The organism is Achromobacter animicus, from assembly GCF_040775605.1.
Classification (GTDB): Bacteria; Pseudomonadota; Gammaproteobacteria; order Burkholderiales; family Burkholderiaceae_B; genus Achromobacter; species Achromobacter animicus.
In genome coordinates this window covers 925,380-950,899 of record NZ_JAYGJK010000001.1, presented here as the reverse complement: position 1 = coordinate 950,899, position 25,520 = coordinate 925,380, and the positions used below count along the sequence as shown (strand labels likewise).

Annotated in this window: 23 protein-coding genes and 1 pseudogene; 18 read left to right on the top strand and 6 right to left on the bottom strand. The window is 65.2% G+C overall.

Going from position 1 to position 25,520, the window contains the following annotated elements:
- Positions 1 to 46: 46 nt before the first annotated feature.
- Complete coding sequence (locus tag AB3147_RS04295; RefSeq protein WP_175139394.1) at positions 47 to 508, top strand: YkgJ family cysteine cluster protein; 462 nt, start codon at positions 47 to 49, stop codon at positions 506 to 508.
- Positions 509 to 569: 61 nt separating this feature from the next.
- Here AB3147_RS04295 and AB3147_RS04290 read toward each other — a convergent pair whose 3' ends face one another.
- Complete coding sequence (locus AB3147_RS04290) at positions 570 to 1,352, bottom strand: helix-turn-helix transcriptional regulator (protein ID WP_367351446.1); 783 nt, start codon at positions 1,350 to 1,352, stop codon at positions 570 to 572.
- Positions 1,353 to 1,460: 108 nt separating this feature from the next.
- On the opposite strand from AB3147_RS04290, the gene AB3147_RS04285 reads away from it, so the two are divergent.
- The 3 genes from AB3147_RS04285 to AB3147_RS04275 all read left to right on the top strand — a co-directional run bounded on the left by AB3147_RS04285 (position 1,461) and on the right by AB3147_RS04275 (position 2,714).
- The gene (locus AB3147_RS04285) at positions 1,461 to 1,901 is read left to right on the top strand and encodes a Fur family transcriptional regulator (protein WP_367351445.1); all 441 of its coding nucleotides are present in this window, start codon (positions 1,461 to 1,463) and stop codon (positions 1,899 to 1,901) included.
- Positions 1,898 to 2,317: a hypothetical protein gene (locus AB3147_RS04280; RefSeq protein ID WP_175139396.1), complete on the top strand. Its 420-nt coding sequence runs from the start codon at positions 1,898 to 1,900 to the stop codon at positions 2,315 to 2,317. The genes AB3147_RS04285 and AB3147_RS04280 overlap by 4 nt, the downstream gene beginning before the upstream one ends.
- A 106-nt stretch (positions 2,318 to 2,423) precedes the next feature.
- The gene (locus AB3147_RS04275; RefSeq protein WP_367351444.1) at positions 2,424 to 2,714 is read left to right on the top strand and encodes an MSHA biogenesis protein MshH; all 291 of its coding nucleotides are present in this window, start codon (positions 2,424 to 2,426) and stop codon (positions 2,712 to 2,714) included.
- Between the two features lie 11 nt (positions 2,715 to 2,725).
- On the opposite strand, the gene AB3147_RS04270 is transcribed toward AB3147_RS04275, so the two are convergent.
- Positions 2,726 to 4,177 (bottom strand): GntP family permease, encoded by a 1,452-nt coding sequence (locus AB3147_RS04270; protein ID WP_175125573.1) that lies wholly within the window; start codon positions 4,175 to 4,177, stop codon positions 2,726 to 2,728.
- A gap of 2 nt (positions 4,178 to 4,179) precedes the next feature.
- Positions 4,180 to 5,220: a patatin-like phospholipase family protein gene (locus tag AB3147_RS04265; RefSeq protein WP_254595062.1), complete on the bottom strand. Its 1,041-nt coding sequence runs from the start codon at positions 5,218 to 5,220 to the stop codon at positions 4,180 to 4,182.
- Between the two features lie 310 nt (positions 5,221 to 5,530).
- Here AB3147_RS04265 and AB3147_RS04260 point away from each other — a divergent pair, with 310 nt between their 5' ends.
- The 3 genes and pseudogenes from AB3147_RS04260 to AB3147_RS04250 all read left to right on the top strand — a co-directional run bounded on the left by AB3147_RS04260 (position 5,531) and on the right by AB3147_RS04250 (position 9,309).
- Positions 5,531 to 5,740, top strand: a complete 210-nt coding sequence (locus tag AB3147_RS04260) for a hypothetical protein (RefSeq protein ID WP_367351443.1) — start codon at positions 5,531 to 5,533, stop codon at positions 5,738 to 5,740.
- A 77-nt stretch (positions 5,741 to 5,817) separates the two neighbouring features.
- Complete coding sequence (locus AB3147_RS04255; RefSeq protein ID WP_367351442.1) at positions 5,818 to 7,065, top strand: HlyD family secretion protein; 1,248 nt, start codon at positions 5,818 to 5,820, stop codon at positions 7,063 to 7,065.
- Positions 7,062 to 9,309, top strand: a pseudogene (locus AB3147_RS04250) (peptidase domain-containing ABC transporter). The gene AB3147_RS04255 and the pseudogene AB3147_RS04250 overlap by 4 nt, the downstream one beginning before the upstream one ends.
- Here the strand turns inward: AB3147_RS04250 and AB3147_RS04245 are convergent.
- From AB3147_RS04245 to AB3147_RS04235, 3 genes are all read right to left on the bottom strand, one after another.
- A complete protein-coding gene (locus AB3147_RS04245; RefSeq protein ID WP_367351440.1) occupies positions 9,206 to 9,847 on the bottom strand; it encodes a response regulator in 642 nt (213 codons plus the stop codon). The pseudogene AB3147_RS04250 and the gene AB3147_RS04245 sit on opposite strands and share 104 nt — an antisense overlap.
- Positions 9,844 to 11,673: an ATP-binding response regulator gene (locus AB3147_RS04240; protein WP_367351439.1), complete on the bottom strand. Its 1,830-nt coding sequence runs from the start codon at positions 11,671 to 11,673 to the stop codon at positions 9,844 to 9,846. The genes AB3147_RS04245 and AB3147_RS04240 overlap by 4 nt, the downstream gene beginning before the upstream one ends.
- A gap of 232 nt (positions 11,674 to 11,905) precedes the next feature.
- Complete coding sequence (locus AB3147_RS04235; protein WP_367351438.1) at positions 11,906 to 12,628, bottom strand: PIG-L deacetylase family protein; 723 nt, start codon at positions 12,626 to 12,628, stop codon at positions 11,906 to 11,908.
- Positions 12,629 to 12,915: 287 nt separating this feature from the next.
- Between AB3147_RS04235 and AB3147_RS04230 the strand changes: the two genes are divergently transcribed.
- From AB3147_RS04230 to AB3147_RS04180, 11 genes are all read left to right on the top strand, one after another.
- Positions 12,916 to 15,207, top strand: coding sequence for a putative bifunctional diguanylate cyclase/phosphodiesterase (locus AB3147_RS04230; RefSeq protein WP_367351437.1), 2,292 nt, complete (start codon positions 12,916 to 12,918; stop codon positions 15,205 to 15,207).
- 460 nt (positions 15,208 to 15,667) lie between these two features.
- Positions 15,668 to 15,943, top strand: coding sequence for a hypothetical protein (locus AB3147_RS04225; protein WP_152383469.1), 276 nt, complete (start codon positions 15,668 to 15,670; stop codon positions 15,941 to 15,943).
- Positions 15,927 to 16,253 carry a hypothetical protein gene (locus AB3147_RS04220; RefSeq protein ID WP_152383468.1) on the top strand — a complete coding sequence of 109 codons (327 nt, stop codon included), beginning with the start codon at positions 15,927 to 15,929 and terminating at the stop codon, positions 16,251 to 16,253. The genes AB3147_RS04225 and AB3147_RS04220 overlap by 17 nt, the downstream gene beginning before the upstream one ends.
- Positions 16,254 to 16,593: 340 nt before the next feature.
- A complete protein-coding gene (locus AB3147_RS04215) occupies positions 16,594 to 17,007 on the top strand; it encodes a TcpQ domain-containing protein (RefSeq protein WP_253856180.1) in 414 nt (137 codons plus the stop codon).
- Between the two features lie 24 nt (positions 17,008 to 17,031).
- A complete protein-coding gene (locus AB3147_RS04210; RefSeq protein ID WP_338617962.1) occupies positions 17,032 to 18,720 on the top strand; it encodes a type II secretion system protein GspD in 1,689 nt (562 codons plus the stop codon).
- Position 18,721: 1 nt separating this feature from the next.
- Entirely contained in the window at positions 18,722 to 20,083 is a 1,362-nt protein-coding gene (locus tag AB3147_RS04205; protein ID WP_152383465.1) for a hypothetical protein, read from the top strand.
- A complete protein-coding gene (locus tag AB3147_RS04200) occupies positions 20,067 to 20,591 on the top strand; it encodes a hypothetical protein (protein ID WP_253856173.1) in 525 nt (174 codons plus the stop codon). Before AB3147_RS04205 ends, AB3147_RS04200 begins: the two co-directional genes overlap by 17 nt.
- Positions 20,588 to 22,381, top strand: a complete 1,794-nt coding sequence (locus AB3147_RS04195) for an ATPase, T2SS/T4P/T4SS family (RefSeq protein ID WP_175157419.1) — start codon at positions 20,588 to 20,590, stop codon at positions 22,379 to 22,381. The genes AB3147_RS04200 and AB3147_RS04195 overlap by 4 nt, the downstream gene beginning before the upstream one ends.
- Positions 22,378 to 23,475, top strand: a complete 1,098-nt coding sequence (locus AB3147_RS04190) for a hypothetical protein (protein WP_152383462.1) — start codon at positions 22,378 to 22,380, stop codon at positions 23,473 to 23,475. Before AB3147_RS04195 ends, AB3147_RS04190 begins: the two co-directional genes overlap by 4 nt.
- A 56-nt stretch (positions 23,476 to 23,531) precedes the next feature.
- The gene (locus AB3147_RS04185; protein WP_152383461.1) at positions 23,532 to 24,158 is read left to right on the top strand and encodes a type 4 pilus major pilin; all 627 of its coding nucleotides are present in this window, start codon (positions 23,532 to 23,534) and stop codon (positions 24,156 to 24,158) included.
- A 67-nt stretch (positions 24,159 to 24,225) separates the two neighbouring features.
- Positions 24,226 to 25,503, top strand: a complete 1,278-nt coding sequence (locus AB3147_RS04180) for a prepilin-type N-terminal cleavage/methylation domain-containing protein (RefSeq protein WP_175157418.1) — start codon at positions 24,226 to 24,228, stop codon at positions 25,501 to 25,503.
- The last annotated feature ends 17 nt before the right edge of the window (positions 25,504 to 25,520 follow it).

Genomic DNA, 25,520 nt, shown 5'->3' with positions numbered 1-25,520 from the left:
CGCAACGCAAATCCAGATAATATTTCCGGCCTTCGGACCTACGCCCATGTCCCTGCCACTGACCTCGCTCGTCTCGTTTGTCTCGCCCGCGGTACTGGCCGGCGACGACCCGTCCGCCAATCCCTGCCTGGACTGCGGCGCCTGCTGCGCGCATTTTCGCGTGTCGTTTTACGTCGGGGAACTGGCCGGCGAAAACGGCGGCCACGTGCCGCTGGACCTGGTCACCCAGATGAGCCCGCTGCGTGCCTGCATGAAGGGCACGGAAATGGGCGGCGGACGCTGCATTTCACTGCGCGGCGAGCTGGGCAAGCCCGGCATCCACTGCGACATCTACGAGAGCCGGCCCACGCCGTGCCGCGAGTTCGACATCTGGATGCCGGACGGCGCGCCCAATCCGGATTGCCAGCGCCTGCGGCTGTCGCTCGGTTTGACGCCGGTGCCGCCCCGGCCGGACGCGGAAAACGACCCGGAAGGCCCGTTGCATCCGGACCAGCCCGCCGCCGCCTGACTGCGCTGCCCCCGACCGCGTGGCCCCCTGACTGCGTGGCACGCCTGACCGCGTTCAACCCCTAACCGCGATCCGCCAGATACCGTGTCGGCGTCATGCCGAACGCCGTGCGGAAGCTTCCAATGAACGCGCTGGTGCTTTCATACCCGACCGACAGCGCGGCCTGGGTGACCGATCCGCCCCGGAACAGCATTTCCAGCGCCCGCAGCAGCCGGGCCTGCTGGCGCCACTGCCCCAGCGTCACGCCGGTCTCCTGACGAAAACGGCGCATCAGCGTGCGCGACGACATATTCAGCCGCTGCGCCCATTCTTCAATGTCCGCCGTGTCGTCCGGCGTGTCCAGCAGCGTGTTGGCCAGATCCTGCAGGCGCGGATCGGCCGGCATCGGCAGCGGCGCGGTGGCATCGGATGTGCGCTGCCGCAGATCCTCCAGCAGCACGTCGAACAACTGCGCCTGATAAGACGGCGTCGCATCCTGCCACCTGCCTTCCGTAAAACGTTCGACCAGCGCCTCGATCAGCCGGGAAGACGGCCACGCCCGGCAATTTGCCGGCAGGCGCCCGCAGATGTCCGGATGCACGTGCAGGAATGACCCGCGCGCCTCGCCGAACCAGCGCGCCCCGTGCTGCACGCCGGGCGGAATCCACCCCAGGCTGCCGGGCAGCACCGTCAGCACGCGCTCGCCCGACTGCACCATCACCAGCCCTTCGTGGACCAGCACCAGCATGCCCTCGGCGTGGGTGTGCGCAGGCACGGAAATGCCCTTGGACTCCCGCCGCCTGCGCAGGCTGAACGGCGTCAGCAGGACGTCGGGCAAAGGGGAAGCGGCAGCCGCTTGAAGCATGGTTGGCAGGTTTGAGGTACAGGTTGACGGGTTCCCGTTAGCGGGTCCATTTGAAAATGTACATCATTCTCATCAGCCGGGTATCAGCCCCCCGGATGGAGAATCGACATGGACCACACACGGCTGCGCGACGCCGGCATCAAAGCCACTTTCCCGCGGATGAAGATCCTGGACATCTTCTACCGCCACGCAAACCAGCACATGAGCGCCGCGGATATCTACCGCCGCCTCATCTCGGATCACAGCAATATCGGCCTGGCCACGGTTTACCGGGTGATCACGCAACTGGAGCACGCCGGCCTGCTCAAACGCACCCAGCTCGACACGCACACCAATGTGTTCGAACTGAGCGACAAGGGCCATCACGACCACCTGGTCTGCACGCGTTGCGGACAGATCCGGGAATCCAGCGATCCCGCCATGGCGCAACTGGTCAGGAAGATCGCGCGGCGCAGCGGTTTCGAGCTGGATTCCTACAGCCTGGTGCTATACGGCAGCTGCGGCTGCGCCAAGGACGACCCCGCCCTGCCCCACGGAGCCTTCGAATGAACCACGATCAGTTTTTCTTCCACGACCTGTCGCAATTTCCCATCGTGACCGCCCGCCATGGCGGCGCGCCGCTGGGCTATTCGGCCTCGTGGATTCGCGAGATGGAGCTGCTGGTGGACAACCCGCGCAGCTTCGTCATGGTGGTGCCCGATACCCGCCACGAGGCCGCGCACGAGGACCGCAAGGCGATGATCGAATGGCAGACGGCCAACATGCCGCGACTGCGGGCACGCTGCCGGGCATTCATCGCCGTCGAGCGCGATACCGACGCGCTGGACAAGCTGCGCAAGCGCGGCGAAAAGATGGCCCGCGCCTTCGGCCTGCCGTTCCTGGTGGTCGCGACGCCGGGCGAAGCGGTCCAATGCGCCCGCGAACTTCTCGGGCAGGCGGGCCCGGGCGGCTTCAACGTCGATTAAGGGGCCGCATCGCGATTTAAGACTGGGCGTGCGCGGCCGTTGTTCAATGACAGGCGCCGCCATCCGCGCGGCCGCCTTCGAACAATTCGCACCGGCCGCCCGACGCATGAACCACGCCCTCGCCTGTCTGTTTTGCCAATCGACGCTCGCGCAGGGCGCGCCGCTGCTCGAACAGAACGGCGCGGCCATCTGCAAAACCTGTGTGGACGAGTTTGCCGTCCGCTTCGCCGAGCGCGCGTGGGCGATGGCCGCCACGCCGCAAGAGCAGCTGGACGTGCTGCTGGACGAAAGCAGCCGCGCGCTGGCGCAGAGTGAAACGCTGGCCGAGCGGGCGCGGTGCTGCGGTCTCAGTCTGAACGACCTGTCGGCGGCGCTGCCCGCGCGCACGCTGTCCTGAGCGTTCGCCCGTCAGAAAGACCCCAGCGCGCTGCCCAGCGCAATGACGGCGGCCAGTCCGATGATGGGTCCCACGATGCCCACCACGACGATGTTCATGTAGCCCTCGCGGTGCGTTGACCCGCACACCGCCAGCAGCGTCACCACGGCGCCGTTGTGCGGCAGGCTGTCCAGCGTGCCCGCGCCGATCACCGACACGCGGTGCATCAGCGCCGGATCGATGCCCAGCGTCTGGGCCAGCTCCATGTACGTCGCGGCGAGCGATTGCAGGGCGATGGTCAAGCCGCCCGACGCCGAACCGGTCAGCGCAGCCAGCACGTTGGTCGCCACCGCGAGCGATACCAGCGGCCCGCCTTCGATCGACAGCACCCAATCGCGCACCGCGGCGAACGACGGCAGCGACGCGACCACCGCGCCGAAACCCACCAGGCTTGCCACGCTAAGCAGGGGCAGCGCCGACGCGTTCACGCCCGCGTCCATGGTGTCGCGCAGCGACGGCAGGCGCCGGAAGTTCAACACCACCAGCACGGCAATCGCGGCCAGCAGCGCGGTGATCACCGACCAGACCCCGCCCACCGCGGCCAGGCTGGTGCCGCCCCAGCGCGCCTCGGCCAGCCAGGCGGTGTCCATGCGCGGCAGGACGACCAGCGTCATGAACAGGTTGACCAGGATGACGACCACGAGCGGCGTCGCGGCCACCAGCGTGGACGGCGCGTCGGGGCTGCGCTGGCCGTGGTGCATTTCGGCCGGATCAAACTCGCGCGCCACGGTGGCACGCTCGCGCACCAGGACATCGTCAGACACGTCGGCGGCCATGCCCGCGGGCGCCACATAGCCCTCGCCCGCGCGCCGGGCCGACGCTTCCGCCCGGCTCAGCCACCACAGTCCGAAACCCAGCATGATCGCGCTGGCGATGATGCCCAGTCCGGGCGCGGCGAACGGCGTGGTCGCAAAGAACGGCATGGGAATCGCGTTCTGCACCGCAGGCGTACCAGGCAAGGCGGACATCGTGAAGGTGGATGTGCCGAGCAGGATGGCCGCGGGCATCAGGCGCACCGGAATCCCGGCCGACTTGAAAAGCGCGTGCGCCATGGGCGCCAGCACGAAAAACGCCACGAACAGGCTGACGCCGCCGTAGGTGACGATGGCGCCGGCCAGCACCACCGCCAGGATGGCGCGCCGCGCGCCGAGCTTGCGCGTCATCGCGTCGGCAATCGCGGTGACCGACCCGCTGTCGGCCATCAGCTTGCCAAACAGCGCCCCCAGTAGAAACAACGGAAAGAACTGGGCCACAAATCCGGCCGCGCCGCCCATGAACGTCTGCGTCCAATGCGCCAGCAGCGGCTCTCCCGCCGCGGCCGCCGTCACCATGGCCGCCGCCGGCGCCAGCAGCAGGATGCTCCAGCCGCGGTAGGCCAGCCCGATCAGTAATACCAGCGCGAGCAGGATGCCGAAGAGTCCCATGGTCAGACCTCGCCCAGCAGTTCGTCGATGTCCAGCGATGACCGCTTGCCCAGGTCATCGCCATGTTCGGCCAGGAAGCGGTCGGCGGCCTTCCTGCCCTCGTCGCGCAGCATGCACAGGAATGGCCATTCGGCGTTGAGCTTGGAGGAATAGCCCAGTTCCACCATGAGGTCGGACGAGACCCGATGGATGCGCATGTCCGCCCACATCCTGCCCTCGCCATTGCCGGGGTCGGCCACCTGCCGCAGCAGCGCAATCATGCGCAGCTCTTTCAGCAGCGACGCGTTGAACGTGACTTCGTTCAGCCGGTTCATGATCTCGCGGGCGCTGCTGGGCAACCCGGGGCGTTCGACCGGATTGATCTGCACCAGGATCGTGTCGTGCGACTGGCATTCCCGCACCAGCGGCGTGATGGTGGGATTACCGCTGTAGCCGCCGTCCCAATACGGGTCGCCGTCGATCATCACCGCCCGGAACATGGTCGGCAGGCAGGCCGAGGCCAGCAGCACGTCGGCATTCACCTCGGCATTCTTGAACACCCGGCCGCGCCCCGTGCGCGCATTGGTCGCCGTGATGAACAGATGGATGGGCGCGCGCGCCAGTTCATCGAAATCGATGACTTCCTGCAGGATGGCGGCCAGCGGATTGGCCGCAGCGCTGAGGTCATAGGGCGAAAACACCCGCGACGCCAGGTCGAAGGCAATGAACATGGGCGAATGATCCAGCGACCAGGAACCCATCAGGATGTCGAGCGGACTGCGGCGAAAAGGGCTGTAGCGCGCGGCGTCGGACACGCGGCGCCAGAAGTCTTCCAGCGCCGCACGGGCGCCGTCGGCGCCGCCCCGTGCATGCCCCAGCACCAGCACCGCGGCATTCATGGCGCCGGCAGAGGTGCCCGAGATGCCGTCAATGCCAAGCCAGGATTCTTCGAGCAGCCGGTCCAGCACGCCCCAGGTGAATGCGCCGTGGGCGCCGCCGCCCTGCAGCGCCAGGTCGATCAACAGGGGATCGCGGTCAGTCGGCGACGCTTTGGATCGGGCCACGGCGGTACTCCTTGCGGGAGGCTGGGGGGTGAGCGGGCGATCAAATGATTGCGATATGAACCATGTTGCGGCGCACATATCGTTCGGCAGTTATACGCGATGGCTTTGAAAAACAAAAGACAGCACGGGCGGTCGCGCGCCTTCTACGACCAAAGACCGATGCGCCTGCACCGGGCCGCTGCTACTGTCCGCCTCGAGCAAACCAGCCCCCGGCCTTGAAGGTGTGTGACACACGCGGCTGGATCCGCCCGCGGGGCGCTCAGCCGACGTTGGCGCGGCTTTTTCCGCCGGCATGCAGCAGGAGATAGCAATGGAAAAAATGGAACAGCAGGCTCAGCAAGGCAACGCGGAGTTCCGCATCGAAGCGATGACCGACGACGAGATCAACCAGGTCAGCGGCGGAATCGGCCCGAACCGCTCCACGGGCGCTACGTCCTACAACCCGCACGCCCAGCTCTCCACGAAGCCCAATGTCCAAAAGCCCAGCACGGCAGGGATCAGACAGGTTTTCTTGAGCTGAACTGACTGACGAGCATTGCGGGGGCCGTCCGAGCCCGGACAGTCCCCGCAGCGCGAAGCCTCTCACGTTCCCGATCCGTGCCGCTCTACCGCGACCAAGCGCTCGCCGCGCAACGCATCTCCGGCCTGGGCGACATCGTCCTGATCCGGCCGGTGTCCTTTGCCCTTGCGACGACCGTTCTGGCGGGCTTCGTGCTGGCCGTCTGCCTGTTCCTGGCGTTCGGCACCTATACCAAGCGCGCGACCGTCAGCGGCCAACTTGCCCCGGACGCGGGACTGCTCAAGCTGTACGTGCCGCAACCGGGCATCGTGCTCGAGCGCCGCGTGCAGGAAGGCCAGCACGTGGCCGCCGGTGAGGTGCTGTATGTCGTGTCGGGCGACCGGCAAAGCGCGTTGGGCGACACGCATCAGGCGATCAGCATGCAGATACGGCAGCGCCGCGACAGTCTGCACGAGGCCCGGCAAAAGACGGCCCTGCTGCAGCAAAGCGAAGTCGGCACCCAGGCCACCGCCATCGTTAGCTTGAAGGCGCAACTTGCCGCCATAGACCAGCAGATCGCCGGCCAGCGCGAACGCATCAAGCTCGCGCAGGATAGCGCCCAGCGCTATCGGCAACTGATGGATAAGGGTTATCTGTCGCCCGAGGAAACCGATCAGAAGCGCGCAGAACTCCTGGACCAGCGCAACCTGCTGCAAGCGCTGCTGCGCGACCGCATCGGGCTGGCAACCACCCTTGCGGCACACGAACAGTCGCTGGCCGAGCTGACGCTGCGCCATCAGAACCAGCTGGCGCAACTGGACCGGGAATTGTCCGCCGTGGCGGTCGAACTGACCCAGAGCGAGGCGCGGCGCCAGATCGTCCTGACCGCGCCCCATGCGGGCGTGGTCACGGCCGCCACCGCCGACGCCGGCCAGGCGGTCGACAGCCGCCGGCCGCTTGCCACAATTGTTCCGGACGGCGCGAAGCTGCTGGCCGAACTGCTGGCGCCCAGCCGCGCGGTCGGTTTCGTGGCGCCGGGCGACAAGGTGCTGATCCGTCTGGCCGCCTATCCGTATCAGACGTTTGGCCAGCAGACCGGCATCGTCCAGGACGTGGCGCGCAGCGCCCTGCCCGAATGGCAGCTCGACGACGCCAAGCGCAACACGCCAGACGACGAGGCCGTCTACCGCATCACCGTGGCGATTGAGACGCCCGCCCAGGGCCCGCAAGGCCAGGAACTGGCGCTGCGGCCCGGCATGCGGCTGGAGGCCGATTTGCTGCAGCAGACGCGCCGGCTGTACCAGTGGGCGTTCGATCCGGCCATGCGCCTGGCGGAAAAGCTATGAGCGCGCTGGAGCGCCTGGCGCTCGGCTTCAAGCGGCGCGTTCCGGGGCTATTGCAGACCGAAGCGGCCGAGTGCGGCCTGGCCTGCGTGGGGATGATTGCGGGCTATCACGGCCACCACCAGAACCTTGCGGCCCTGCGTGCGCGCTTTCCCGTGTCGATGAAAGGCGCGACGCTCGCCACGCTGATTCAGGTGGCCGGCCAGCTTGGCCTGGCGGCGCGTCCCGTCAAGGCCGGACTGGGCGCGCTCGGCCTCCTGAAGCTGCCCTGCGTCCTGCACTGGGAGTTCAATCACTTCGTGGTGCTGACGGCCATCAACGCGCGCTCGGCAACCCTGTTCGACCCGGCGAGCGGCGAGCGCACCTGCTCCCTTGCGGCGCTGTCAGCGTCCTACACCGGCGTCGCGCTGGAACTGTGGCCAACGCCGCAGTTCCAGGAGACGCGCGCAAGCGCACCTGTGCGCCTGCGCGAACTCACCGGGCGCATCCGCGGCCTGGGCGGGGCATGCTCGCAGGTGCTGCTGCTGGCGCTGGCGCTCGAGATCCTGACGGTCGTGCAACCCTTCTTCCTGCAGTGGGTCGTGGACCACGTGCTGAACACGGGAGACCGCGACCTGTTGAGCACCTTGGCGCTGGCCTTCGCCCTGCTGATGGTGATGAAGCAGCTCACCTCGGTGGCGCGCGGCTGGATGCTGATGGTCATGAGCACGACGCTGAACCTGCAATGGCGCACAAACGTCTTCACCCACCTGCTGCGTCTGCCGGTCGCCTGGTTTGAAAAGCGGCACCTGGGCGATGTGGTGTCGCGCTTCGGGGCCGTCGACGAGATCCAGCGCACCTTGACGACCTCATTCCTGGAAGCCGTGCTGGACGGGCTGGTGATGCTCATCACGCTGGTGCTCATGTTCCTCTACAGTCCGCCGCTCGCAGGAATCTCGCTGGGCGCCATGGCGCTTTACGGCATCGTGCGCTGGAGCGGCTATACGCCGCTGCGCAATGCCACCGAGGCGCACATCGTGCACGCGGCCAAGGAGCAAACGCACTTTCTCGAAACGGTGCGCGGGGTGAAGGCGATCAAGCTCTTCCAGCATCAGGACGACCGCCGGTCGCGGTGGCTGTCGCTGCTGGTCAACGAGATCAACGCGGATCTTCGCACGCAGAAGTGGGCGCTGTTCTTTCGCACCTGCAACGGCCTGCTGTTTGGCCTGTCGTCCATCGTCATCCTGTGGCTGGGCGCCAGGCTCGTGCTGGACGGTCAGTTCACCGTGGGCGCCCTACTCGCCTTTATCGTCTACAAGACACTGTTCGACCAGCGCGTGGCGGCGCTTCTGGACAAGCTGGTCGACGTGAAAATGCTGAGGCTGCAGGGCGAGCGCCTGGCCGACATCGTGCGCCAGTCCCCCGAACCGCTGGAAGACATGCCGCAGGCGGACGACATGCCCGTGCGCCCGCCCGTGATCGAGGTGCGCAACCTGCGCTTTCGCTACAGCCCGCAGGAACCCTACGTGCTCGACGGCGTCAGCTTCACGATCGAGCCCGGTGAATCCGTCGCCATCACGGGGCCGTCGGGCGGCGGCAAGTCGACGCTCATCAACATCCTGCTCGGCGTCCTGGCGCCGACGGACGGCGACGTGCTGATCGACGGGGTGCCCGCCCGCGGCGCCGGCGCGGCCTGCCTGCGCCGGATGGCGGGCACCGTGTTGCAGGACGACGCGCTCTTTGCCGGGTCCCTCGCCGAGAACATCAGTTTTTTTGATCCGCAGTACAGCCCCGAGCGCGCTGCCCAATGTGCGCAGATCGCCGCAATCCACGACGACATCCGCGCCATGCCGATGGGCTACAACACGCTGGTGGGGGACATGGGCACCGTGCTGTCAGGCGGCCAGAAGCAACGGGTGCTGCTCGCGCGCGCGCTGTACAAGCGGCCAACCGTCCTGTTCCTGGACGAAGCGACCAGCCATTTGGATATAGACCGGGAACGTGCGGTCAACGCCGCGATTGCGGGGCTTGAGATGACGCGCGTGATTGTCGCGCACCGTCCGGACACCATCGGCGCTGCGGAACGCGAAATCGCGCTGGCGGACGGCAAGGTGGTCCGGGACAGCGGCCGGCGCGCATGCGCCGCAGCAAGGGTCGTCCCGGCCTAGACCGGCTTGCCGAACACGCCGCCGCGCCGCGCCACCAGCGTGGCCTGCGTGCGGTTCAGCACCCCGAGCGTGCCCAGGATGGCCGACACGTGCGTCTTGACGGTCTTTTCCGTCATGTTGAGCTGTTCCGAGATTTCCTTGTTGCGCAGGCCATCGCACATCAACCGCAACACCTCGCTCTGGCGCGGCGTCAGCGCGCGCAGCAGCGCCGCCTCGTCCTGCGCGGCGCCGGCACTGCCGGCGGCGGACGCAGCGTGCATGACCCGCGCCGGCGCTTCGTCAATCGCCAGCAGCGCGGCCGCCAGTTCCTGGCAGCTGGCGGACTTGTTCATGAATCCCTGCGCCCCCGCGTCCATGGCGCGGCGCCGGTCCTCGGGATCCTGCGACGCCGACAACACCAGCACACGCAGTTGCGCCCGCCGCTGCCGCAGGCGCTTGAGCAGATCCGCGCCCGCGATGTCGGGCAGATAGAAATCCATGATGACGTTGCGGATGGCGTCGTGCTGGTCCAGCACCTCCAGCGCCTCCTGCCCGCTGGCCGCCGGGTGGATGGTCACGTCGGGCAGCGCATCGTCAAGCGCCATGACCAGTGCTTCGCGGAACATGGCATGGTCGTCAATCAATAGCACTGCCGTCATTCGGCGTCTCCGGTCAGGGGGTGAACAGGGGTGGCCTGAAGCAGTCCGGCCACGCGCTCGCGCAGTGCCTGGACCTGCACCGGCTTGTGCAGCAGCGGCACCCCGCGGGCGGCGGCCTCGGACAGCCGGGCCGGATCCGTGTCGCCGCTGACCATCAAGGCCGGCAGGTCCGGATCGTTGTATTCCTCGCGCAGCCTTTCAATGACATGGATACCCGTCTCGTGGTCGCGCAGGCGGTAGTCGCTGATGATGAGCGCGGGGCTTTCGGCCAACGGCAGCACGCGCTCGAGCAGCGCATTGCCGCTGGTGGCGGCGATGACGCGGCAGCCCCAGCTCTCGAACAGCATGGACAGGCCTGCCAGATTCTGCGGATCGTCGTCCACCAGCAGAACCAGCTTGCCCTCCAGGCCGCCGCTGGACGCGGTCACCTGCGGCATGCCGGGCTCCGGGTCACGCACAGGCGGCTCCGACGCTGCACGTTCCGCGATAGGCGCCGTCAGGGCAAAGACGGTGCCGCGCCCCTCCTGCGAGCGCAGCGACAGCTCGTGCCCCAGCAGCCGCGCCGTGCGGCGCACGATGGCCAGCCCCAGTCCCAGGCCTTTGCTGCGATCGCGTTCGGGGTTGCCCAATTGATGGAATTCCCAGAACACGCGTTCCTGCTCCGGCTTCGGAATGCCCGGGCCGTTGTCCCAGACCTCGATCCGCAGCCGCCCGCCGGCGCGCCGGCATCCGATCAGCACTCGCCCGCCCGCCGTGTGCGTGATGGCGTTGCTGATCAGGTTGCGCAGAATGCGTTCAAGCAGGATGGGATCCGAACGCACACTGACCGCGCAGGCCCGCACCCGCACCGTGATGCCCTTCTCGGCCGCCTGGGGCGCGTACTCCGCTCGCAAGCGCTCAAGCAGCGGCTGCAGGGCAAAGGCCTCGACGCGCGTCTCGATGACGCCGGCATCCAGCCGGGACAGGTTCAAAAGCGCGTCGAACAGCTGGCCCATCGCCGCCATCGCGCTGGCGATGTTGTCGACCAGATAGCGGCCATGCCGCGACAGGCGCTCGTTCGTGAGCAGCCCCAGGAACAGGTTGACCGCGTGCACCGGCTGACGCAGGTCGTGACTGGCTGCGGCAAGGAAGCGCGACTTTTCCAGGTCGCTGCGTTCTGCGGCCGCCTTCTCCTGGCGCACCTGTTCCAACAGTGCCAGATTTTCATAGCCCAGCCGCAAGGCGTCCAGATGCGTGCGGTTCATGCGGTGGATGAACGCCAGGGTGGCGACCAGATAGGCCAGCCCGCTGGTGACCAGCGCCAGGTGAATGGCGGACGGCTGCGCCGCCAGCGCGATGAACATGGGCGCGAAGGCGGGGATCTCGAACGCGTACATGACCGGCAACATCATGTAGTTCGAGTAGATGGCGCCGGTGCCCAGCCCGAACAGGATGACGATGAAGAAGAGCTGGTATTCCAGCGGAACGATGAACGTCCAGTAGGCGAACGGCAAGCCCCACAGGATGCCCGAACACAGGTTGCCCACCAGCATGCGCCGCACCCAGATCCGAGCGGCGGCCGGGTCGGCACGGCGCCGGTCGTAGGCCAGCATGGCACCCAGGCGCAATGCGCCGACCACCAGCGTGACGGCAATCCACAGCAGGATCTGCTGACGGGGCAACACGTCCAGCAGCGCAAAGACCGAGAAGCAGGCGGTGATCAGTGAGCCAGCCAGCGCGAAGGGAAACATCCGGCGCAGCGCGTCCACCTGCACCTGATGGATGCGGGCGGCATACACGGAACCTTGCGGCGGAGGGGCGGGAATCGGGCCGATGGCAGGTTGCACGGTGATGAGCGCCAGAGGGCACGGCGCAACGCGGGGAGGCGGGGGCCGCCGTCAGGCAGCCGGCGTGGAAGTGTCCCGATTTTAGACGTTACACGCGACATGTAAACGGACATTTCACACCACGCGCTGTCTCGTCCGTTTCAGCCGACGCACCCGCATCGAGTCTGCCCTGCTGTCTCAGCGCCCGCCCTTTCCACAGCCCGCTCATGAGCGCGCGCAGCGCTATCGCACTTCAATCCGTATCCGCCGCGCCGTTCGTCAACCGCCAGTACGTTTCATGCACTGCCAATTCCAGGGCGGTGCTTTCCAACCCCTTGAGCTGCGACGCGTACGCCTGGATGGCGCGCGCCTTGCTTGCCGCATCCACGGTCAGACGAACCGGCGTGGCCATGACGCCCCGCGCGTGCAGTTGCGACAGCCGGGCCTGCACGACGCCGGGCCGCTCGCAGTGCGGCACATCCTCGTAGCCAAACCAGGCAACGCCGGGCAACGCGTCGCGGATCATGAGGGCGGCGTCGCTGACGCGCTCATGGTCGCAATGGAAAACGCCCAGCGGCATCGCCACGCTCGCGGGCGCCAAGCTCGCCAGCAGGTGAAACAGGCGTTCGGTGATCTGCGGTCCATCCTGATTCGCCGTCGCGGTGTACTGACAGTCCAGAAAGCCGAGCTCCCGCCCCACTGCCCCCACGATGCCAAGCGCCTCCCTGTCTTCGGCCAGCCGGCACGTCATCGCGGCGTCCGCGCTGTCGAACCCGCATCGGCGGTCCCAGTCGGTCAGCGGATGCTGCGCGGGCGCCCGCGCGGTAAAAACCGTCACGACCGTGCTGCCCGGCCGCGCCGCCAACAGGCCAGCGCAACTCAGGACGGCGTCATCCAGATGCGGGGAGATCACAACGAGGGGGGATGGCGGCAGCGACGGATCGTCAGCCGGGTTTGGCGCTTGCGCAAGGTCCATCGGGTGATTTCGATCCGCGAGGGATCGCAGTGATTGGCAACCCCGTCATGCAGCAAGCGCCATGCCGGGCTGCATCCACACGCCCCCTCGACGCCGCCCCCTTCCACCGCGCGACGCAGGCACGCGAATTGCGGCGCCCGACGTCTGCCCGGCACCGGAATCGTCGACGACCGCGTCAGCGTGCGGATCGATCACCTGCCTCTTCGAATCCTGCCGCGCCGGCACGCGGCCTCGAAGCGCATCTGATCCGTCTGTTGATCGCCCCAACAACACGGAGCTGTACCGGCATGAGAATAAAAGAAGGGCCGCTTCCCCGTTCCGCTGGTGGACTTCTCGTCCTGCTGCTGATCGCCTTTGTCGGTTTTCTGGCGGCAATGCTGTTCTCGCTGCACCTGTCCGTCGACAAAAGCGACGATATGGCGGCGATGCGCCAGAGCAAGGAGCTGCAGCAGGCAATCAGTAACACGCTGGACGACGTGGCGCAGGCGCAGGAAGCCGTCGCCATCTGGGACATGCTGGCCGACGAACTGGCCAAGCCCGCGCCCGACCAGGCCTGGCTCGACGACAACGTGGGGGCCTTTCTGCATCGGCTGTTCGAACAGGATCTGGTGTTCATCCTTGGCCCGGACAACACGGTGCGCTTCGGCAATGTCCACGGCGAACTGGTTCCCCCTGAACGCTACGCCGTGTACGAACCGGATCTGCGCCCGTTCATCGCGCTGACTCGCGGACAGGACACCCGGCCCAACAACGACCATGAGCGCCTGCCCGGCCAGCCTCCCTCCACCAATTCTTCGGTGCGCACGACGGCTGCCGCCGTGCATGCCACCGACCTCGCAACCATCGGGCAAAGGCCTGCGGTGGTGAGCGTGATGCGCGTCGCGCGCTTTCCGCCCAACCTCGATACCCCGGCGGTCGAGACGCCCAATCTGCTCGTGAGTGTCAGATTCGTCGACGGAGATTTCCTGCGCTCGTTCGCACGGGACAACCTGATAGACGGGCTTCATTATCATCCCGTGCGCACGCGTCACGATGGAGTGCACGAGCGCGAAGAGCCCCTGCTGTCGTCCGATGGCGCGTTGCTCGGCTATCTGATGTGGCGGCCCGACCTGCCCGGCTCCGAACTTTGGCGCTCGATGCTGCCCGCCGTGGCCGCCATGCTCGCCAGCGCCTTCATCCTTGTCGCATGGCTGGCGTTGCGCACCTATCGCCTGCTGCGCCAGCAACAGGCGCACCTGAGCGCACTACGGTCGGCCCATGTCGAACTGAAGGCCAGCGAAGCGCACGCGCAGCATCTTGCCTTTCACGACGTGCTGACCGGACTGCCTAACCGCGCCTATTTCAACACCTGCGTGGACCAGGCGCTGGTCCGCCGCCGGCCCGATGCGTGCTGCGCGGTGCTGCTGCTGGACCTGGACCATTTCAAGCAGGTCAACGACACGTGGGGCCACGCCGCGGGCGACGCGCTCATCGAAGAGTTCGCAAGACGGGTCAAGCTCATCCTCGGGCCGGACGATGCGGTCGCGCGGCTGGGCGGAGACGAGTTCGCCGTGCTGATGCAGAACGCGACCGAAGCTGGCGCGACCGCCCTGCTGCAACGCATTCTCGCCGAGGTGCGCGAGCCCTTCGACCTGCTGGGCGGCCGGGCCTTCGTGGGCGCCAGCATCGGCGCGTCGATGGCCCCGCGCGACGGCACGACGCGCAGCGAGCTGCTGCGCAAGGCCGACATCGCGCTGTATCGCGCAAAGGAGCTTGGCAGGAACCAGTACAGCTTCTTCGCCCCCGACATGGACGACACGCTGAAGGCCAAGGCGGTCATCGAGGAAGACCTGCGCCGCGCGCTGGCCGGCAGCGGCCAGCTCCAGGTCCATTTCCAGCCGCAGATCGACAGCAGCACGCAACAGCTGGTGGGCGTGGAGGCGCTGGTGCGGTGGAATCATCCGGGCAAGGGCCCGGTGTCGCCACAGATCTTCGTGCCGGTGGCCGAATCCACGGGACTGATCGTGCCGCTGGGCGAATGGGTACTGAAGGAAGCCTGCCGCGCCGCGTTGCAATGGCCGGGGCTGTCGATTGCGGTGAACCTGTCGCCCGTGCAGTTTCGCGGCCAAGGATTCGCCGAGCGCGTCATCGACCTGGTGCAACGCGCGGGCGTGGACCCCGCGCAGATCGAACTGGAGGTCACTGAAGGCGTCTTCATTGAAGACGATGGCCGGGTGCAGAGGGCGATCGCCACACTGCGCGCCGCGGGATTCCGGATCGCGCTGGACGATTTTGGAACCGGCTATTCCAGCCTGAGCTACCTGCAGCGGTTCGCGGTCGACAAGATCAAAATCGACCGCAGCTTCGTGGCCAATATCGGCGAAGGCAGCGATTCAACCGCCATCGTGAATGCGGTCGTGATGCTGGGGCGGTCAATGGGACTGACGATCAATGCGGAAGGGGTCGAGACAGCCGCCCAACGCGATTTCCTGCGCGCTGCGGGCTGCGATGAACTGCAGGGCTTTCTGTTTTCGCGCGCGGTGCCGGAAGCAGAAATTACCGAGTACCTGCGTAAGGCGCGGTCAGTAGGCGGCCGCTGACACTGAACGCCAAAAGCGCTTGGACCCAAACGCAAAAACGCCGCTATGAATAGCGGCGTTCACAATGTCCTGCGAATTGGGGTGGTGGGTTGTGCGAGACTCGAACTCGCGACCAACGGATTAAAAGTCCGCCGATCTGCAAATCCCTGCAAGTCAGAATGTCTTTTCAATCAAAGACTTGCAACGATAGCCCCCCTTTAGCCACTGGACATTCAATCAGTGATTCGCAGGGTTTTGCGGTCTTTTTTAATGATTGCGGTCAAGATTTGGTCAAGGCCCGCTGCCGCGCGAACCTAGCAGGACTTTCACCTCTCTGGCGCGCCGACACATGCGCCAGCAGCCCTAGCCGCTCCTTCGCGGCACATCCCCAGTCACGCTGGATAGTCAGCTAAACCCGCAGCCCGCGTATGTCGCCCACGGCGGCAGGCCGAGGTGCGCACGTCATTCGCAGAGGATCTATATGGTTCAGTCGTCCGCGGCCTACCCATCCGGCGCCGCATTTGAATTTCCATCCACGGCGCGCGACGCACGCCAAGCAGCTCGCACTTGGTTCGAAACGGCTCCGGAGATGACTCCGGCTCAGTACCGCGACCAGCAATTTATCGAGCATTGCAAAGGCAAAGCCGATTCGCCCCTCGAACGCAGAATCCGGCGGGACGCCTTCAAGCAGGCATTTGCTGAGGCCATGGGCCACATCGTGGTGGAGGAGGCGAGGCTTCATGCGCTCCCTGCTTGAGCGCCCGATCACATTCCGGCTATCCGATGACGCCCGCCGGCGGTACGCGCAAGCAGCTGCGGATCGCGGCATGACGCTTTCCGCGTACCTGCGGGATCGGCTCGAAGTCGACGACCAGGTCGCCGAACATGTTTCGCAGCTGCGCCTCACGCTGCTGGATAACGCCCCGAGCGGACAGTCCGACGGTTCGCTGCTCCCCATCCTCCTCGAACTGTTGCTGCTCACCAGGCGACAGAGCTCCCCGGCCGAGCTGCGCGCCGTTCACCATGAACTTGAACGGCAGGGCGTGACGCCCCAGACCTTCAAGTAACTCTTTAGGATCCCCAATGCAAGCACCCCTCTTGGCGGCCGTCGTCTCGGCGGCCTGCCTTCTTTCGGCCTGCGGATTTGTCCCGCCCGCCCCTCCGACACCTCCGGACTCCGGACGCATCCTCATCAACCATGCTGATCCGCGCACCGTTCTACCGGGTAAATCGCCGACCGCCCTGGCTTCGGCAGACATTCCCCCCATCCCCGTGCCGGAAGCGCCGCCCAAGCTCGAAAGCACTGCACCAGCTGCCAGCGCGCCTAAGCCAGCCGCGACTGAGGCAACGCCTGGTGCCAGCGCCTCTGCGTCGGCGCCGCCGCCGGTAGCAACAAATGAAGCCTCCGTGCCTACCAACGACGTGAACGAAAGTCCGCAACAAGTCACTCCGACCGCTGGCGCCGTCGTAACGGTCGAAGTTACTCCTACCGAGCCCGTTGCCGAACCGCAAGTCGTGGAGCCGCCTAAACAGATTTGGCGGGTCAGCCCGCAAGACGGGACCGTCCGCCAAGCGCTTGTGCGCTGGGCAGCTGATGCCCACTGGACCTTCGGACCTGATCAGTGGGAACTGAACGTCGACATTCCGATACAGGCTCCCGCCGAGTTCGAGGCGGACTCGTTCCGAGAAGCCACTCAGGCGCTATCGCAGGCGGTCGCCATGGGTGAATCGCCGATCCGCCCCTGCTTCTATGCCAACCGCGTGCTCCGCATGTTGCCCTTCACCCGCAGCTGCAACCGATCCCCCGCCACGCAATCCTAGCCGTGGCGTTGAACAGGAAATCCAATGATTGCTTACCGCACCGTACCGACGGCGGTCATGCTGGCAACGCTTGCTGGCTGCTCGGCCCTGCAGGCCACCGATCGAGTCGAATCCCGCGCCGCCCTCCGTCAAGCCGACGGCACGATCGCGCTGGACCATTTCAAGCTCAAAGCCGGAGACATCGACCGGGCAAAGGGTCAAGTCGTGCAGCTCCCCTGGATCGCCGGCCGACCGCAGCCCTTGGCTCGCGAAGTCACCCTGCCCCCGGCGCTCCGGGCGAACGTCAATACGACGCTGCTCTTTGAGAACAACTCCGCCGATCTCAAGACGCTGGCCGACCGGATCCAGATCGCCACCGGCATCCTGACGCAGGTCACTGCCGACGCCCTGCTCCCCGCCGAATACTTCTTGCCTCGCCTGGCGGGCGATCTCGGCGCGGTGAACCCGCTTAGCCTGAGCGCCAGCACGGCTGACACGCTCGTCCCGGCTCTAATCCCCGGCGCGGCAGTGGATCGTGTTGCGGGTCCCGCGCTGCCGACGGGCGTAGCGCGCACAAAGATGGCCCCCCTGCCAGCTGGCCAGGCCCCGCTCGCCTCCGTGCTGGACGCCATCGCCCTGCGCCTGGGCGTGTACTGGCGCTACGACGACAAGATCGGTGCGCTGCGCTTTTACCGGACAGAGACCAAGAGCTATGTGGTCCGCACGCCCACTCAGGCGGCCGAGGAAAACCTGCAGCGCGATATCAAGTCGACCAATTCGATGCTTGCAGACAGAACCACCGCGGGTGCGAAAGACGAAGCCCGCGAGCTGGCCGCAGTTGTCAGCAAGGTCACCCAGTTCCTCAGCCGCGCCGGCGTGATCAAAGCGGCGGACGGCGCGTCGAACACGATCGTGGTGACGGACACCAAGGAAGCTCAGGACCGAATCAGCGAATTCCTGGACGCCGAGAATCGGCAGATGACTCGTCGCGTGCGCCTGGTCTTCGAAGAAATCACGGTGCAGAGCGATCGGATCAACCAGGGGAGTGTGGACTGGAGCATCCTGTTCAACAGCCTCGGGCGCCAGAACACCGCGTCAGCAATTGGTGTCGCTCCAATGCTGGACGCGGCCAAGGCCGCTGGCAGCGTAGGAGCCACAGTGGGCAGCGGCCCGTTCGCAGGAACCAACCTTGCACTGTCAGCGCTATCGCAATTGGGTTCGATCATCGACCACAAGAGCATCCCGCTCCTGATGCAAAACCGCCGCCCAGGCAAGTACGACACCCGCCGCTCCTTCGACTACATCAAGGACCTGCAGCAAACGCAAAGCACGTCGGACACCTCAGCCCCCACCGTCACGGTCACGCAAGACAACAAGACGGTCGGCACTTTCCTTACGGTTGTGCCGGACGCGCAGGACGACGGCCAAGTGCTCTTGACCATTGCCTACGACGACACCCGGCTCATCGAGATGAAAAAGGAGCCGGTCGGTGCGCGTGGTGATCAGTCATTTGTCCAGCAGACTGACATCGGTGGCCAGGGACGAGTGCAGCAGGTGATGGTGCGCCCCGGCGAGCAGGTCGTGATCGGCGGCTACCAACAATCGGCCGACACCTCTACCAGGCGGCGCCTGGATGACAAGGCTCCGATGCTCGCCGGCGGCTCCGACGCTTCGCAAGAGAAGCAGATGCTCACGGTCGTGCTGGTCACGGCCATTCCCGAAGAAGGATTCTGACGTGGCACGACGAGAGAAAGCCCCGCGGCGGCTGAGCTATCGGCTCGTCGCCATCCCCGGCACATCGAATCAGCTTGTCTTCGGCGTCCGATGGCAGACGGTCCTCGGAGAGGATCCGCAGAAAGAAGCGCTGCGGCTGGCACGCAAGGTGAAGGCCACGCACTTTGTCCACAGCGATGCCCGCAGCCCTTCCGTCGGACTCCTCATCGCCAAAGGGAAGGAGCGTCGCGCAAAGACGCGCGCCAGCCTATTCTCGGCGGCCTCCGCGTTTGCACAGATGCACCGTCACGGCACCCACATCGTGGCGCTCAACCTGCCCGACAAATCCGTATGGATTGCCGTCGTCGTTGCTGGTGTGGTCCAGGCAGGCGGAGACGCGGTCTTCGCAGATCTGCAGGCGGCACAGCGTGCGCTCGATGAGGCGCTGGCCCGCTACGGCGAGGCGCAGGTGCACGGGGACCACCGCACGCAGTCGCGGCCTTTCTCCTTGCAACAGCTTGCCGCGCACACCAACCAGCAGTCGACCCTGCGCCGAGCGGGCTTCAGTCTCGCGATGGTCTCGCCCTTCTGGTGGACCATCCTGGGGCTATTTCTGGTGTACGAGGCCTGGGACATCGGCATGAGCTACTGGGAGGAGCGGCAAGCACGAATTGCACAGGAGATGCTGGCCGCGCAGCCCGAAGTTGACCCAGCAACGCTGTGGAAAAAGGCAATCGCTGCGTGGGCAAAGACCGCGCGAACACTTGGCGAGCCGGGGCTCACTCCGCTGCTGCAACAAGTGGAGTCCGTGCCGACCGCGCCCGGTCGGTGGAAGCTCGTCGAGGTTGACTGCCAACCCAAGGTTCGCAGCTGCGTAGCGAAGTACGAGCGCACGCGACTTGCGGATAATCGCACCCTGCACGCGGCCTTACCTCCCACCTGGAAGATTGAGCATGTCGATCTGGAGAGCGCGAACGCCTCCTGGACCGTCCCTGCGGGGCTGGCGGCTCAGCCGTTGCTGCTGGCGGAACTCCCCGACGCAAACGCGATGCGGCAGGTTTGGGAGCCATCCTGGCAGGCACTGCGCCCAGCGCTGCAGGACATTTCTCTGTCTGCGCCAGGACAAGTGCCGATCTCGGTACCGAACATCAAGCTTGCCAACGGGTTGGAACAACCCGTGATCCGGCCCAAGGAGATCAAGCTTCCGGCAACGCGCGCGCTCGTCATCAACGCGCCGCTGCGCTCCCTGTACGGCTTGGCGCTTCCGCGCGCCACCGAAGTCACGCAGTTGCACGTGCGCTTTTCGCCAGATACCACACCAGGGCTCACGACGAGCGCCTTCGACACAACGCTCAAAGGAACCATCTATGTTGAATCGCCCTGAACGCAGACAGCGACAACGATTCGTCGCAATAGTCGTCTGCGCAGCAGCTGCAATTGCCGTGCCGCTATCGGTGGCGGCGCAGATTCCCGTCTTTGGCGTCGATGCCGTCAATCTAAGCCAGCCAGTTCCTCGGATGGTGCAAGAACTGTTGGAGCTCGATGCCCAACGCGCACTCGATGAGGAAAAGCGCAAGGCGCAGCCCGGAATAGGCGAAAGCGCGCACCTTGCCGCTTCTGGCCCGCCTGCCGCGCAGGCCGCCAAACCCGATCCAAACGCAACGCCAGTTGTTGCCCCGCCTCGGCTTCTCGCCATCACAGGTGTCGGCAAGCAGCTGACGGTGATGGTCGACCAGGCGGGCCGTCGGGCGCATTTTCGCAGCGGCCACGCCGAGCCGGTTGCCGGCGTCGACCTCGGACTGCGCCTGCAGGCCGTTTCGCAACCCTGCGCCAGCTTCGTTGACCAGTCTCAGGACGCAGTCACCTATTGCCTTAATCGGGGAACACCATGATTTCAAGCTTCCTTCAGTGGGTGCGGCGGCTCAAGCGAACGTTGCATGTCAGCCTGCGCGAACAAGAGGAAATGCCGGTGCTGGATATGCATGCATCGATGCCTGCAGTGCCCACCGGTGACGACTACCCGCACCTCGATTCGTTCGAAGACATTACGCAAATGCAGCCGGCGTTCAGGACGCTCAAGGTCGATTGGTGCGGCTCGACATCGGCGGTCACCGCATGCGTCGCCGAGCTCGAGGGACCGCGCTATGTCGTGTTCGTCAAACCGCGCGAAGTCGACACGGACATCTTTCGCGCCGTCAAACAGCGCGCCATCGACGCCGCCAAAGGCCCGGTCCACATATATACGATCAACCCGGTCATTCTGCTGACCCTTGTCAGAGAGCGGATGCAGGCCGAAGACGTGATGCAGCGAAGCTCCCGGATCCGTGGCCAAAAGGAGAAGTCGGCGGTTCGCCAGGGGTTCTACGACATTGTGTCCTGGGCGGTTCGCAACGATGCGAGCGATCTGCATCTGAACATCGACACTACGGCCGCGAAATCGCGCATCAGCGCCACCATCGACGGCCAGTACACCACGCCTGAACATCTGGCGATGCCCACGCAGCAGCTCCTCGACATGGCCAGCGTTGCATGGCTGGATGTCAGCGGCGGGAACGGCCTATTCCTTGACATGGCCAACGAGCAACAGGGCCGGCTGTACGAGGTGGTGGACGAGCGCAGCTACATGCTTCGCTGGGGTTCATTCATTGCGGACAAGGGGCCGTCCATCACACTGCGCCTGCTGGACGTGGACTCCAAGGTGCAAACGGTGGACATGTCAGCCCTTGGATACCTCCCCTCGCAGATCGCCCAGTTCGAGCGGGCGATGCGCAGCATGGGCGGCGCCATCGTCATGGGCGGTATCCCCGGCTCCGGGAAAACGGTGAGCATCGCCCAACTCATCGTGCGCTTGCCGAAGACCCGCAAGCGGATGTCGATCGAGGATCCGGTGGAACTCATCATGGAGGCAGTGCTCCAAGCCAGCGTTTCGCGCTCATTGGATGGCTCCGACCGCGACACGATGAAATCGAAGCTCATGGCGCTCAAGCGGGCAGCCGCCAGTGACGTCTTTCTCGGTGAGATTCGCGATGTGCTCACGGGCGCGGCATTTCAGGACATCGTGCTCTCGGGCAGCAACCTTTATTGCACGACGCACGTGGGAGGTGCGCTTGCCATTCCGCAGCGGTTTGCCTCCAGCGAAATCGGAATACCGCGCAGCACGCTGGGAACCCCTGGCGTGTTGAAGCTGCTGGTTCACCAGGCCCTGATGCCAAAGTTGTGCAGCTGCGCCCTTCCCGCCGTGGCACTCCTTGACGGCGCCCAGGATCGGATGGGAATCAATCGAGATCGCGATACATGGCAACGGTACTTGGCGGACATCGAAGCCCTATACGACTTCGGCAGCGATCCGCTCAAGATCCGTAACCCGGACGGGTGCGAACACTGCCGCAAGAAGGGGATCCCTGAACTCTTCGGGTACGCAAGTCGTACTGCAGTAGCAGAACTTTTCGAGCCCTCTAGTGATCCCGATGCACTTCGAGCCATCGCAAACGGGGACGAGATCCGCCTGAGAGCGATCTTCGCCAGCCAGCGCACCGCCCGTTACGACGACCCTGATATGGAAGGAAAGTCGACCATGGAATGCGCCGTCTACAAGATGAGCCAGGGAATGATCGACCCCCGGGACATTGAGCCTCACTTCACGGCGTACGCAACACTTCTGCGCCAAAGGAAAAAGGGATGAAGATTCCCTTCTACTTCACGCGGGTGGGCCAGGCCGCCAGCAAGTTCGCGCGTGCCCGTGCGGACTGGTACGAATACTTGGCGGACATGACGGAGGACACTCAGGGGCGCCGGACGTTCCTCAGCATTCTTGAGGCAGACGCCCAGCGCTATGGCAAAAGCGCCCGTGGCGTCCTGTCGGCTTACTGGGCGCACCGAATTGTGGAGACGGGCGAGCTTGGCAGGACGCTTCACCGGACGCTCCCACCGCGAGAGGTAGCGGAATTCGTTTCGCTGCAAACCCAAGGGCAAGCAGTCTTCGCAGGAGGGCTGCGCGACATGGCCGCCGTCGTGCGCGTGACGGCCAAGCTTAGGTCAATCCTCGTCGGAACGTTGGCGGTGGCTGCCCTAATGCTGCTGCTGGTCTGGGCCATGGTGATGATCGCGGTCCCCTACCTCACCGCGCCCATGCTGCAGGACGCCATGCCCGACATACGGTTTGAGCTGCTTAGTCCGTCGACCCAGGCGTTCTTCGACATGGCGCAGTGGATTCGGGACAAAGGTATTCGGCTGTGGTTGGTATCGAGTGCCCTCGGCGTTGGTGTCTATCTCTCGTTTCCCTATATGGACAACGCGCTACGCCGGTGGCTCGACAAGTGGGGACCGTATCGGCTTTACCGGGACGTTCAAGCGATTGCGGTCGTGAGCACGGCGGCAACCGCCGTCAAGCCTCGCGCCGGCAAGGTCATGCAGATCCGTCAAGCGATAGAGCTGCAGTTACCCGGGGCATCCCGCTGGCTTAGCCGTCGGCTTCAGGCCATTCAGAACCGACTCGACGACGCAAAAAAGGGCGCGGAGATTTTTGACGTTGGCCTGCTGGATCGAGAGATCTACTGGTATCTCGAAGACCTCACGAACACGCTTGGCCTGGACGCGGGCTTGCAGATGACCCGCGCACGCATGGAGACCACCATTCTCAAGCGCGTTGAAGACCGCGCAAAGGTGCTGCGATGGGCGGCGCTCATTTGCGCCGTCCTCTTCATGGCAGGCCTCTTCTTTTGGCATCAAAGCGTGATCATGGACATGCGCAACGCCTTGATGATCGACGCAATGTAGCAACTCGCCGCCACGAAAGCTCGTGGTGAAAACTCATTCGAACAATCGGAATTCAGATGCAACAGCACAACATCGCAACCCAGCGTGCAATCCAACGCGCCAAATCTGCGGACCTTCGCCGTCAGGGCGGTTGGACGCTGGCCGAGGTGGGCGTGGTCATCACTATCGTCATCATCCTCGCTATCGTGGGATTCCCCTCGGTAAAGGGCTTCTTTGTTCAAGGTCGTGTCCCTGCGGCGGCTGGTGAACTGCAGCGGTTCATGTCCACTGCACGAATCATGAGCGAAGGTGACTCGGCCACGCCTTACTCGGCGATCGACAACGCGCAGAACCTGGCGCCGTCGCTGAGGGACTCAACCGTTTTCAAGGTGACCGGGAACACGGTTGCACACCGCCTCGGCGGTACCGGCGTGGGCTCGAACGGGACGATCACTATCGCCCCGGCCGCGCTGGGTGGCGGCGCGGTAGGAAGCGCGTTCTCCCTGACGCTGACGAACGTCAACCATCGCGCCTGCCCTGTCCTCGCCTCCACCTTGAACGGCATTTCCGAGATGATCAGCGTGAACGGCACGGTCGCAAAAACCTTGGGTGCCAACAGCGAGTCGGGGACGTTCAACGCCGTCACCGCCCAAAACCTCTGCGTCAATGGCGACAACAACACCTTCGTCTTCGCCACGCGCTGATTCCCTGGGACTGCGTGTGGGACGTGCCACCGGCACGCCCCGACGGGCTCTCAACGGAGGCGAACCAATGCAATTATTTCAATCACCGCTGCCCTCCCGCGCGCGCACACAGGCAGGCTTTACTCTCGTCGAGGTCACGGTCGCCCTACTGCTCGTCATGTTGCTGGCTGTATTCGCGGCGAAGGAAGTCAGACGCAAAGCAGACGAAGGCGCCGCTGAAGCGACCGGCCGTTACCTGATGCAAATCCGGGGCGCGGTGGTCGATCTGCAGTTAAAGCACGAGGCCTGGCTGCGCGGCGAAGACCTCACCGGACTGCCCGCAGGCTCGTATCCCACGCCTCCAGCTCTAGCCTGGGCCAGCGTGGGAGGTGCGCAAGTGGCGCGGGGCGGGCTCTCCGATCTCACGGCGCTAGGGCTGCTGCCGGCGACCATCCCGCGATACCCGAGCTTGGGAGACGTAGCGCGGTTCATTCTGGTCCGACAGGGTGCCTGCCCAGGCGCTGATTGCCGTACCAGCGCCTTCGTCTACGCCTGCCATCCCATCAACGCAGCGCGCAGCCTCCGACAGAATGCCGGATGCACACCGCCTGCCGCCAACCGTAGCGTTTTCGACCAAGCCCTCCTGAGCAAGGTGGTTCTGGCCGCTGACGGCTACGGTGGCCACGACGCGCGCGGGTCCGCAAATGTACGGGGGCCGCTGATGGACATTCCGCGTGCCTGGTTTGACTTCGGCACAGAGCCAGGGCATGCAGTCATCGCTGCAAGCCTGGACGCCACACCCTTCGGCCAGTTCGTGCGGCATGGTGAAACCCGCCCCGTCACTCTGCATAACACCTTGACAGTGGGAGAGACGATCCAGAGCAACAAAGGCTTGCTGCTCAAAACGTCGGTCGCCCCAGGCGCCGCATGCACGATCGAAGGTCTTTACGCTTCAACGGCCAATAAGATGCTCGCGGTTTGCACGGGCGGGGTGTGGTTTACGCCCTTCGGTCACGTGGTTACTGGGGTGTACAGCAACCTGCCGACCGATGCAGCAGTTCCGGCGCTCACCTGCCCAGCAGGTCAGACGCCGTGGAGGTATGCGTCGATCCAATCCCTAGACGTCACTGTCACGGGGACTGACGTTAACGTTGGCGGTTCGGTCGGAGGGACCATTCAAGGATCAGGTTCGGTCAATGCCGCAGGCTCCGTAACCGTGAACGGCACGTTCGCGGGAAGCTTCCAAAACTCTGGCTCCAGCTATGTTCGGGTGGGCCAGACCGTGGCAATGAGTGGCGACCGCGTAGTTATCTCTCCGGCAGGCGCAAACGCACGCGCCGCCGTCATCCAGGGCTGCAGGAACTAGGCAGTCCCCCACGTGCG